Annotated in this window: 10 protein-coding genes, 1 tRNA gene and 1 other annotated feature; of the genes, 2 read left to right on the forward strand and 9 right to left on the reverse strand. The window is 38.7% G+C overall.

The genetic code is table 11. The annotated features are described in order from the left end of the window. Positions 1 to 122 precede the first annotated feature (122 nt). Positions 123 to 866, forward strand: coding sequence for a lysophospholipid acyltransferase family protein (locus tag ADH31_RS01895; protein WP_049508644.1), 744 nt, complete (start codon positions 123 to 125; stop codon positions 864 to 866). Between the two features lie 122 nt (positions 867 to 988). After that, positions 989 to 1,061: transfer RNA gene (locus ADH31_RS01900), tRNA-Thr, on the forward strand. A 510-nt stretch (positions 1,062 to 1,571) separates the two neighbouring features. Here the strand turns inward: ADH31_RS01900 and pyk are convergent. The 9 genes from pyk to pgdA all read right to left on the reverse strand — a co-directional run bounded on the left by pyk (position 1,572) and on the right by pgdA (position 11,483). Then, positions 1,572 to 3,077, reverse strand: coding sequence for a pyruvate kinase (gene pyk, locus ADH31_RS01905; protein ID WP_001042821.1), 1,506 nt, complete (start codon positions 3,075 to 3,077; stop codon positions 1,572 to 1,574). A 66-nt stretch (positions 3,078 to 3,143) separates the two neighbouring features. Further along, on the reverse strand, positions 3,144 to 4,151 hold the full coding sequence (pfkA, locus tag ADH31_RS01910; protein WP_000820873.1) for a 6-phosphofructokinase: 1,008 nt from the start codon (positions 4,149 to 4,151) through the stop codon (positions 3,144 to 3,146). Positions 4,152 to 4,232: 81 nt separating this feature from the next. Then, positions 4,233 to 7,334 (reverse strand): DNA polymerase III subunit alpha, encoded by a 3,102-nt coding sequence (locus ADH31_RS01915; protein WP_049508647.1) that lies wholly within the window; start codon positions 7,332 to 7,334, stop codon positions 4,233 to 4,235. A gap of 117 nt (positions 7,335 to 7,451) precedes the next feature. Continuing rightward, positions 7,452 to 8,162 carry a B3/B4 domain-containing protein gene (locus ADH31_RS01920; RefSeq protein WP_049508648.1) on the reverse strand — a complete coding sequence of 237 codons (711 nt, stop codon included), beginning with the start codon at positions 8,160 to 8,162 and terminating at the stop codon, positions 7,452 to 7,454. 77 nt (positions 8,163 to 8,239) lie between these two features. Further along, a complete protein-coding gene (locus tag ADH31_RS01925) occupies positions 8,240 to 8,626 on the reverse strand; it encodes a VOC family protein (protein WP_049508650.1) in 387 nt (128 codons plus the stop codon). Between the two features lie 57 nt (positions 8,627 to 8,683). Then, on the reverse strand, positions 8,684 to 9,043 hold the full coding sequence (gene rplT, locus ADH31_RS01930) for a 50S ribosomal protein L20 (protein WP_049508651.1): 360 nt from the start codon (positions 9,041 to 9,043) through the stop codon (positions 8,684 to 8,686). 51 nt (positions 9,044 to 9,094) lie between these two features. Continuing rightward, positions 9,095 to 9,295, reverse strand: a complete 201-nt coding sequence (rpmI, locus tag ADH31_RS01935; protein WP_003003453.1) for a 50S ribosomal protein L35 — start codon at positions 9,293 to 9,295, stop codon at positions 9,095 to 9,097. A 32-nt stretch (positions 9,296 to 9,327) separates the two neighbouring features. Continuing rightward, positions 9,328 to 9,858, reverse strand: coding sequence for a translation initiation factor IF-3 (gene infC / locus ADH31_RS01940; protein WP_000848177.1), 531 nt, complete (start codon positions 9,856 to 9,858; stop codon positions 9,328 to 9,330). A gap of 15 nt (positions 9,859 to 9,873) precedes the next feature. Then, positions 9,874 to 10,004: a sequence feature (ribosomal protein L20 leader region), on the reverse strand. Between the two features lie 87 nt (positions 10,005 to 10,091). Further along, positions 10,092 to 11,483 carry a peptidoglycan-N-acetylglucosamine deacetylase PgdA gene (pgdA, locus tag ADH31_RS01945; RefSeq protein WP_049508654.1) on the reverse strand — a complete coding sequence of 464 codons (1,392 nt, stop codon included), beginning with the start codon at positions 11,481 to 11,483 and terminating at the stop codon, positions 10,092 to 10,094. Between the last annotated feature and the right edge of the window lie 150 nt (positions 11,484 to 11,633).

The raw sequence follows: 11,633 nt of genomic DNA on the forward strand, positions 1-11,633 counted from the left end.
ATATCATTTTTTTAAAAATAATTCTAATTTCATATGAAGAGCAATTCCGCCTAAACAAAAAAACATTTGCTTGTCCTAGTATGATAAGGTATAATAAAAGAAAGAAAATTGAAGGAGACACCATGTTTTATACTTATCTTCGTGGGCTGGTTATGTTGATTCTTTGGTCTATCAACGGTAATGCTCACTATCATAATACTGATAAAATTCCGAGTCAAGATGAAAACTATATCCTAGTTGCTCCCCATCGTACTTGGTGGGATCCTGTCTACATGGCATTTGCGACCAAACCAAAGCAATTTGTCTTTATGGCTAAAAAGGAACTTTTCTCTAATCGAATCTTTGGTTGGTGGATTCGAATGTGTGGTGCCTTTCCTATTGACCGGGAAAATCCTAGCGCTTCTGCCATTAAGTATCCTATCAATGTTCTTAAAAAGAGCGACCGATCTCTCATCATGTTTCCAAGTGGTAGTCGTCATTCTAACGATGTCAAAGGTGGCGTAGCTCTGATTGCTAAAATGGCCAAGGTTCGCATCATGCCAGTTACTTACACTGGCCCAATGACCTTAAAAGGACTCATCAGTCGCGAACGTGTCGATATGAACTTCGGAAATCCTATCGATATCTCAGACATTAAGAAAATGAATGATGAAGGAATTGAGATGGTTGCTGAACGTATCCAATTAGAATTCCAACGTCTAGATGAGGAAACGAAACAATGGCACAATAACAAAAAACCAAATCCTTTGTGGTGGTTTATTCGCATACCAGCACTGATTCTTGCTGTCTTAGTTGCGATTGTTACCATCATCTTTAGCTTTATTGCAAGTTTTATCTGGAATCCAGAAAAAAACAAAATCAATTAGGTTAGAATAAAATGGCTGAGGGATATTCTCTTAAGCCATTTTAGTTTGACTGACAGCTGATTACTTTTAAATAAAACATTTTATTGACAAAGATTTGATTCTATAGTATACTTTTTAAGTAAGCTGATTTAGCTCAGTAGGCAGAGCGCATCCATGGTAAGGATGAGGTCGCCGGTTCGATCCCGGCAATTAGCATTGTTCATCAGTTCCTTGGTATAGGAACTTTTTTTATTGACATTTTATTGTCCTTATAGTAAAATAAAACTTGCGATGAGTCGATATGTAGCGAGAGCTACTATTGAGCAAAGGAGGTCATAACGCAGGAGCGGACCTTGAGAAATTGTGTGAACCGGTTTCTCACATGGAGATGCCTCTCAGGCTTTCTGGTTTTTCCAGAGAGCTTTTTTTTTATTTTCCTAAACACTATTAAATACTATCTTTTAGCAATCCTTTCTGTCCAAATAGCAATAAGCTCAAGCAACAATCAAACACTTATAGACTTATTATCCAAAAAATCCTAGCTAGGTTTAGTCATAAAGATACAAAGATGAGCAATGAAATCTCTAATTACAGCAAAAGGTATAAGGGAAGCTGTTTTATATACCTTAGTATTGAAAGGAAAATGATATATTTTGCCCCTCGTCACAAAAAAAGGCCTATCACACAAGCTAGAAAGCTTGATATGATAGGCTTTTTAATATTAGATTAACGTACAGTGCGGATACGCATTGTGTTAGTACGAACTGCTTCACCAAGTGGCACACCTGCAACGATAACGATATCGTCACCAGATTGTACAAGACCTGCTTCAACTGCTTTACGTTCAGCAATTTCAAACATGTCATCAGTTGATGATGGAGCTTCTGTCAACATTGGGATAACACCCCAGTTCAACATCAATCCACGTTCTGTCAATTCGTCAAATGTCAATGCCAAGATATCAGCATTTGGACGATATTTAGAGATCAAACGTGCTGTGTGACCAGTCTTAGTAAGAGTTACAACCAATTTGATGTCCATTGAGTTTGTAGCGTCTTTAACTGCTGAAGCCATAACTTCTGTCTTAGAGTTACGTTCAAATGAATCTGAATTCAAACGTCCGTATTCGTTAAGAAGCGTTTGAGCGTTCTTATCGATAGTTGCCATTGTACGAACAGACTCAAGTGGGTATTTACCATTTGCTGACTCACCTGAAAGCATTGTAGCATCAGTTCCGTCGATAACAGCGTTGAATACGTCTGATACTTCTGAACGAGTTGCACGTGGTTTTTCAGTCATTGTTTCAAGCATGTTTGTTGCAGTGATAACAACTTTACCAGCAGCATTCACTTTAGTGATGATCATTTTTTGGTAAACTGGAACCATTTCAAATGGTACTTCGATACCCATGTCACCACGAGCGATCATGATACCGTCAGCAGCTTCAATGATTTCGTCCAAGTTATCGATACCTTGTTGGTTTTCGATTTTAGCGAACAATTGAACGTGACCGTTACCAGTTTCTTCACAGATTGCACGAACTTCGTTAACGTCTTTTGCAGTACGTACGAATGAGATCGCGATGAAGTTGATACCTTGTTCAAGACCGAAGCGGATATCAGCGTTATCACGTTCAGCAAGAGCTGGGAAAGGAATTTTAGTGTTAGGGATGTTTACACCTTTTTGTTTAGCGATAACACCGTCGTTTTCAACTTCAACGACAAATTCACGAGTTGCATCGTCTTTTTCTACAACACGAAGACCAAGTTTACCATCGTCAACCAATACTTGGCGACCAACTTCAACGTCATCATAGATGTCAAGAGCTCCAGCAACGTTCAAAGCAATCACTTCACGAGTTGATTTGATACCTTGTTTAGTTGCAACACGGATTTTTTCACCAGTTTTGTATGAGTACTCTTTAGCTTCACCTTCAAACAATTCAGTACGGATTTCTGGTCCTTTAGTGTCAAGAAGGAAACCAACTTTTTTACCTGCAAGTTTTTCTGCAAGTTTAACAGTTGCCATACGGTCACCTTGTTCTTGGTGGTCACCGTGTGAGAAGTTGAAACGGAAAGTGTTAGCTCCTGCTTCAATCAATTGAGCAATGTTTTTAGCTGAAGCTTCAACGTCAAGTTTTTCACCCCAATATCCGTCTTCACCGAATTTTTTACCACCACGGATTTCTACCGCAGGACCCAAAGTTGCAACGATTTTTACACGTTTGTTCATGATTTTTGTGACTCCTTTATATAATTTGACCTTTTATGGTCATTTTACCAGTTTAGTTAAAGTTGATTATGACAAGCTCTTGTTCAAAGCAGAAAGTTCAAGGTCAGCTTTATGAGGATTGTTAACAACAATCTTACCATCAGCTGTTAGGCTAAACAAAGCTCCTTCTTCTGCAGTTCCAAGAATTGGATTTTCAACCATTTTCTCGTTACGGATACCAACAGCGACACCACCGATTCCTTGTTTAAGAAGTTTAACAGCGTGTGCTCCCATACGTGACGCCAATACACGGTCACGAGCAGTTGGAGATCCACCACGTTGGATATGACCAAGTTCAGTTACACGAAGGTCGCTTGTATCTCCAGCTTCTTTTAGTTTTTGACCAAATTCAGCCGCTGACATAACACCTTCTGCCAAAACGATAATGTTGTGTTTCTTACCGTGTTCATATCCAGCTTTGATACTTGCTACGATGTCTTCCATCTTGAAGCCTTCTTCAGGGATGATAATTTCATCAGCACCAGTGGCAATACCAGCCCAAAGAGCGATATCTCCAGCATTACGTCCCATAACTTCAACTACGAAAGTACGACGGTGACTTGATGAGGTATCACGAATCTTATCGATGGCATCCATTGCAGTTGTAACTGCAGTATCAAATCCGATTGTGAAATCAGTACCTACGATATCGTTATCGATTGTTCCTGGAAGTCCAATAGCAGGGAATCCATGCTCAGTCAAGCGCATAGCTCCGTGATAAGAACCGTCACCACCGATAACTACGACACCTTCGATACCGTGTTTTTTCAACTGCTCAATCCCTTTAAGTTGACCTTCGAGTTTTGCAAACTCAGGATAACGAGCAGAGTGAAGGAAAGTACCACCACGTGAAATGATGTCTCCCACTGAAGCAGCATCAAGTGGATAAATTTCGCCTGCAACCATACCTGCGTATCCATCATAGATGCCAAAAACTTCCATTCCTTCTGAGATTGCTTGACGAACTACTGCACGGATAGCAGCATTCATACCAGGGGCGTCTCCACCACTAGTCAAAACAGCAATACGTTTCATTTGGTTTTGCTCCTTTTTCTTTTAACATTCTAACTGATTATACCATAATTAAAGTTAAAATTCTTTTATTTTCATTGATTTTTAACGATAAATCGTTTTCATAACTATCTGACTTAAAGATTCCTGTAAACTAACATCTTTTGCAACAAAATAACTCGGTAAAAGGACATTTTTTTGTTCATTTTCGTAGCGAATGATGACTGGAATTTCTCCCTTATATTGCTCTAAAATATGATAAATTTCAGTATCATGTTCATGATCAGCAGCCTGTATCCAAAATCGTTCACTCACTGCTTCTTTTAGATTATTTAACACTAATTGAAGCCGACCATCTCTTGTCTGTACTTTTCCATTAAGGTAGTAGAATCTTCCTTCATGTAAGTAATTTTTAAATTGGCGATACTGGTCAGAAAAAACAGTAACTTCCAAATTTGATTTGCTATCACTAACTTTCAAAAAGGCCATATTTTCACCTTTTTTAGTTCTGATTACTCGGATAGACTGTATCTCAACGAGTACTGTAGCTGTCTGTCCTTCAGATAGTTCAGACAAACTCACAATTGGATAGAGGGGATTCTTTGCTAAAACCAGTAAGGGATGCGGACTGATACCAACTCCAAGCCACTCCTGTTCCTTACGAAACTTCTCGACTTGCGTAAAATCCTCACTCTCAAGCCAATTGTAGCTATTATCTGCAAATAAACTACCCAATTCTTCCACAAAAATAAACAAAGTAGGTAAATTGGATAAGATTTTTTGGCGATTTTTTTCAAAACTATCGAATAAACCAATCTCGACTAGGGGAGTTAAAAGACTCAACTTCTGATAATTTTTAGGCAAGCGAGTGACAAAATCTTCGACACTACTAAAAGGACGATTCTCTAAAATCCAATAGGCAAAATCTCGAGGCATCCCCTTGATACTCTTAAGTCCCAAGTAAATAGTCTTGTCTGTCAATTTATCCTGATATGGGATTGTATTGATAGAGAGTGGTGTCAGTTCAAAGCCCATTTCAAGCGCATCGAGAATATAATCTCCACTGGCATAGTTGAGCATGACTTGATAAAAGATTTCTGGGTAATGTGTTTTAAAGTAAGCAAGTTGAAAAGCTAAAGCCGCATAAGCATAAGCATGTGATCGGTTGAAACCATAACCAGCAAATTTTTCCATGACAGCAAAAACCTGCTGAGCCTGTTCCTTTCCATGACCTTTTTCGAGTGCACCTTGGATAAAACTCTCTTCCATTCGGTGCATCTCAGCTGCGTTCTTTTTACCCATGGCACGACGTAAAATGTCGGCCTTCCCAAGGCTAAAACCAGCATATCGCTGAGCTACTTGCATCACCTGTTCTTGGTAAAGCATAATTCCATAAGTTGGAGCTAAAATATCTTCCAAAACTGGGTCCAGAACCGTCACCTTTTCTTTACCATGTTTTCTGGCCACAAAGTTATCAATATAGTCGCTCGCACCTGGTCGGTTTAAAGAAGTTGTTGCTACTACTTCTTCAAAGTTTTGTGGCTTCACTCGTTTCAATAAACGGATAGCTCCAGGTTGTTCAAACTGAAAAATCCCCTTAGTCTTCCCAGCTGCAAAGAGGGCTAAAGTTTCCCTATCCTCAAGATCAATTTCCTCAATCCTTAACTGAATTCCTTGAGTTTCAAATAAGAGCTCCTGCATTTTTTGAGCGAAAGTTAGGTTTCTTAAGCCCAAGAAATCCATCTTGAGCAAACCATTTCCTTCAACTCCATGAGCATCATACTGGGTAATGAGCATATCCTCACCATACTTAAGAGGAATATAGTCCGTTAGATTTTTATCACTAATCACGACACCAGCAGCATGGATAGAGGTCTGTCGAGGATAGCCTTCTATCTTTTTGGCAATTTCAAAAGCCTTTAGGTACTCAATCTTACTTTGAATCAGTTGTCTAAAGCCTAGATTGCCTTCATAGGCGCTTGTCAAGGTATCTTTGAAACCAATTTTCTTGGTTATGGATGTCAACTCGTACTCGGGAACACCATACCGTTTAAAAACATCTCGGATAGCCTGTTTGGCACCAAAAGTCGAGTAAGTGACTATCTGAGCAGCGTGAATACTACCATAACGGTCACGAACATAGCGGATAAATTCAGGACGATAGATATCAGGAATATCAATATCGATATCAGGCATGGTATAGCGTTCACGATTTAAAAAGCGCTCAAAGATAAGGTTTTTAGCTACAGGATCAATACCAGTAATATTTAAGGCATAGGCCACTAGACTTCCAACTGCAGACCCACGTCCCATTCCCATATAATATCCCTGAGAACGACCGAAACGTAAGAGATCCCAGACAACCAAGAAATAGTCATCGAATCCCATGTCATGAATCACAGATAGTTCTTCTTCCAAACGTTCCTGATAAACTGAATCTAGTAAGCCTTTCTGTTCCAAGCCCTTAATAGCTCTTTCGCGCAACTCTTCAACAGCAGGACGCTCTGGATTGAAGCGTGGAAGCTTGAGACTACTATCAATCTCATAGGAAGCTTCCTTGATTAATCTTGCAAGATTTTCAAGCGCGAGTGGAAATTTCTCTAAAAAAATCTGTTCTAAACGGTCAGCAGGTAAAAACAAGCCTTGTTGCGCTTGAACATCTACCTCTCGCAAGGTCACATTTTCCTTAATCGCCTTGAGCATTTGAAGCGTTTCTAAATCCTCAGATTCGAAGGAATTAACACGATAAAGTGGGAGGATGGGGTGAGAAAAATTCGACTGAGGTGTATCTGGATACACTCCGATATAATAGTCATGCCCTAAGTCCAAGGAATCAATTGCAGAATAATAGGGAACAATAACACAAACATCTTCTAGATAGGGAGAAAAATCAGTCCATTCCTTTTTACCTGTCATTTTTAGAGTCGAAAGCTTCATGATATTTCGATAGCCATGATTTGACAAGGCTAAAAATCGAAGGTTGACGAGTTCCTCCTTATGATGAACAGACACCTCAAGACCTAATACAGGCTGAATCCCCTGTTTTTGGCACTCTTTGATAAAATAATAAGCCCCATAGAGATTATCAATATCCATGATTCCAAGTGCTGAGTAGCCGTATGCTTTTCCTTGATCAACATACTTCCGAATGGAAATCATACTCTCCATGAAACTATAAACCGTTTTTGTATCAAGTTGTGCAATCACTCGCTTTCACCTCCCTTTTTCTCCTTATATTATACCATTTTAAAAAATAGAAAAACAATTTCTTTCTTCCCTTATAGAAAAAAGAACCACAGTTGAATTAACCGTGATTCCCATTCATTATTCTACCTCTAGGATAGGATTTGTAGCTGTCAAGTGGCTGATCTTACCACTGACACCAAAATATTCCTCAATTTTAGTATGTAATTCTAGCATTGCTTCCCGAGCTCGTGATGCTTGGTCTTCATTGATAGCTTCAATGACTAAAACAGCATCTTTGGTTTCTTCTGTTAACATGGTTCTTTGGGCTTCACGCCAGTTTAAACACCGACAAACCGCACCTTGTTCATCAAAATAAATCATTTCATCGGCTAATGCAGGAGCATCACTTTCGGCCCCTAGTGGAAAGAAGGATTCATTTCCTTGAGCTCTTCCGAGACATAAGTCACCAACAATCTTAGCTAAATCCTCTCCCCCACAAGGAACAGCGTAAGAAAGTGAAACACTATTATAAATATCTACCAAAGGATTTATTGGATTAAATTCTCTTCCTTGACTTACACGCTTTAATAAAGCTTCAATAGAAGAACGAGCACCTTTTTTGGTTTTGAATTTAGTGAATGCTTGACGCCATTCTTGAATCACTTCATTCTGAGTGAAATTGTCATCTGGTATAAAAGTCCGAGCTTTTTTCGTCCCTTCATCTAGTAAAGCTTTAAAATATGGATCCTCATTCTCATCAATAGTATTGTTGAGACCTTTTACCACCAATACAGAGATTTGAGCATCTGGAAATAGTTGCCAAAAATCATCTTTTACATGAACTTTCATGACCTTGCTCCATTCTTTTTCTTTCATTCTACCACAAATTCAAAAAAAAGAGTAGCATACAAGCTACTCGATAGGAACTATAATGAATGTTCACGAATTACTTCTACCTTGTATCCATCTGGATCTTTGATAAAGTAATAGTTTGGTTGAGTCCCTGGAAGTCCATTAGGTGCTGTCACTTCATAGCCTTTGTCGCTATGTTCTTTGTGAAGAGCCTCAAGATCAGGTGTGCTTAGGGCGATGTGAGCAAAACCATCACCGACAACATAAGGTCCGTGATCATAGTTGTAAGTCAACTCCAACTCATAATCATCACCTTCAAGTCCAAGATAAACAATAGTGAAAGCATAGTCTGGAAAGTCCTTGCGACGTAATTCCTTAAAACCAAAAGCATCTTGATAAAAAGCGATTGATTTTTCAAGATTTTCTACTCGCAAGCATGTGTGTAGCATTTTTGAAGCCATTTTTTTCTCCTTTGTTTAAAAAAGACTGGGACAAACTTGCACCAGTCTTATGAATAATTATTTACCAAGTTTTGCTTTAGCTGCATCTGCAAGAGCTGCGAAAGCTGCTGCATCGTTAACAGCCAAGTCAGCAAGCATTTTACGGTTAACTTCGATCTCAGCCAATTTCAAACCATGCATCAATTGTGAGTATGAAAGTCCGTTCAAACGAGCTGCCGCATTGATACGTGTGATCCACAATTTACGGAAGTCACGTTTCTTTTGACGACGGTCACGGTATGCATAGTAGTAAGAGTTCATTACTTGTTCTTTCGCAGTACGGAACAAGATGTGTTTAGCTCCATAGTAACCTTTTGCTAATTTAAGAATACGTTTACGACGTTTGCGTGATACAACGCCACCTTTAACACGTGCCATGTTTTATTTCCTCCAAATATTTCCTAGAATTGTTTACTTACAAATACGCGATTATTTCAAGCGAGTAAGCATTGCTTTGATACGTTTGAAATCTCCTGCATGCACCATAGATGCTTTACGAAGATGACGACGTTGTTTTTTAGTTTTTCCGTGGAAACGGTGAGATGTGTAAGCACGGAAACGTTTAAGTCCACCAGAACCTGTACGTTTGAAACGTTTAGCTGATGCGCGGTGTGTTTTTTGTTTTGGCATGATTTTTTCTCCTTTATTTAACTTTCTGACAATTATTTTTTGTCAGTTGCTGGCGCCAATTGCATGAACATTTGGCGTCCATCCATTTTAGCACGTTGTTCAATGATAGCAATATCTTGAGTTGCTTCAGCGAACTCGGCTAAAACTTTTGCACCAATCTCTTTATGGGTGATCATACGCCCCTTAAAGCGAATGGATACCTTCACTTTGTTTCCTTTTTCAAGGAACTTGCGAGCATTGCGAAGTTTAGTTTCGAAATCACCCTTGTCGATAACTGGGCTCAAACGAACTTCTTTCACGGTCACAACGCTTTGTTTTTTGCGTTGCTCTTTTTGTTTCTTCTGGTACTCAAATTTGAACTTACCGTAGTCCATAATTTTCGCAACAGGAGGTTTAGCTTGAGGTTGAATGAGAACCAAGTCCACATTAGCTTCGTCCGCAAGTGCTTGCGCTTCGCTTAGTGGTTTGATACCCAATTGCTCACCTTCAAGACCGATTAAGCGAACTTCGCGTACACGAATTTCATCATTGATGAATAAGTCTTGCTTTGCTATGGTTTTCACCTCTTTTTTTAATTTAGAGAAAAACAAGAGCGGACTTGCTAACGCAAACCCGCACTACATGATTGTATTTCATTTCTGAAATTTGATCCGTAGGGGCCAGACAACGTTAGTCGCAAGGCGAGAAGTTCTCACTTCTGCTTTTCTCAACTTTTATATGATATCAAGTTTTCCCCTACTTGTCAAGATTAAAACTATCTTTTTTTAATTTTTTTAAATATTTGCCTACTGTGAACTTACTGGTTACGAGAATAGTAAATCTCATGTGGCTTCAAACGAGTGTTGAGTAGATCTGATACCGTCACAAAACTATATCCTTGTTCCTGTAGATACTCAATTACTTTTGGTAGTGAATTAACAGATGTTTGATGGATATCATGCATTAAAATGATAGATCCATTGCTTACCTGACGCTGAATTTCTGTCAAAATCGCTGCTTCATTTTTACTCTTCCAATCCAAACTATCCACATCCCACATGATAAAGCTTAAATCAAGGCTATTACGAATATCATCTGAGATTGCACCGTATGGTGGACGCATCAATTTAGAGCTTTTCCCAAGAACTTTTGTAATAGCATCTTCGGTATCTGTAAGCTGTTTCTTAGCGTCTTCTAATGACAGTTTTGTTAAAACCGGGTGATTCCAACTATGGTTTCCAACTTCATGACCTTCAGACTGCATACGTTTAAGAATCGACTCATTACCTGCAATATTCTTTCCTTGTACAAAGAAGGTTGCTTTGATCTTATACTTGGCTAGAATATCTAAAGCTTGTGGAGTTGTATTTCCATCTGGTCCATCATCAAAGGTAAGAGCTACTACTTTTTTATTTTTCTCAGCCTGAGCCTTCTTATAAAGTTCTGCATCCTTTTCAGTTAGATAGGACGATTGGATAACATCAAAGAAGTCTGAAATAGGCAAAGCTATTTCTTCTACATTATTGGTTGCTTTGATTGGATAAAGAACCAATTGACTATCTTTGTATGCAAACTTCCAAGATGATAAATCGCTAGCTGTAAAATCGGCTATTACTTGATCAACAAGAGTTTGTTCAATCTTTTTATCTTGGAGCGTTGACTTGATATCCTCAAGAAACTTCTCTTTAGCTTTGCTAGCATCTGTAAAGAGCTGATCTAAAGTAAACAGGGTCCCATCTTCCTTAAGATAAAGCTGATCTAATGAGGTATTTTCTAATTCCACAACAGTAGAATCACTCAAATCATAGGCCTGTTTTTTCACAAGATGACTCTCCACACCCTTGATAGCAGAAGAATCTTTCTCAGAGTAGTAAAAAATCAAATCTTCCTTATCTTCTACCTTATCCGTGATATCTTTTACAATGATATCCTGAACAGGGGTAATGACCTTGTCCCCCGTCATAGGATAGTAGGTGATGATTTCTGCCTGCCCTTTACGAAAATGATCTTTCTGACTTCCTTGTGAATAGGAATCATCTTTTTCTTTTTTCAGTGCTTCAATTTTTTGCTCAAAAGCCTGCTTCGTCAAGACTTTATAAGCAATGCCTGCTCCTAATGTTAAGATTGTGAAGAATAGAAGCCCCACAATAATCCACAAATTTCTTCTCTTTCTGTCGTTTACTTTACGGCTTGTTCTTTTTTTTGTCATAGTCTTATCATATCAAATCATGCCTATAATTTCAATGATAAATAGGAAAATGTCCATTTTTTAGAAAAAGTTCGGTAAAAGAAAGAGGTTGGGACAAAAGCTCCCTACCTCATTTTTTATTAGCAATCAAACTTTGACGCGGTAGCTGAT

This window comes from Streptococcus pseudopneumoniae (assembly GCF_001072375.1).
Lineage (GTDB): Bacteria > Bacillota > Bacilli > Lactobacillales > Streptococcaceae > Streptococcus > Streptococcus pseudopneumoniae_L.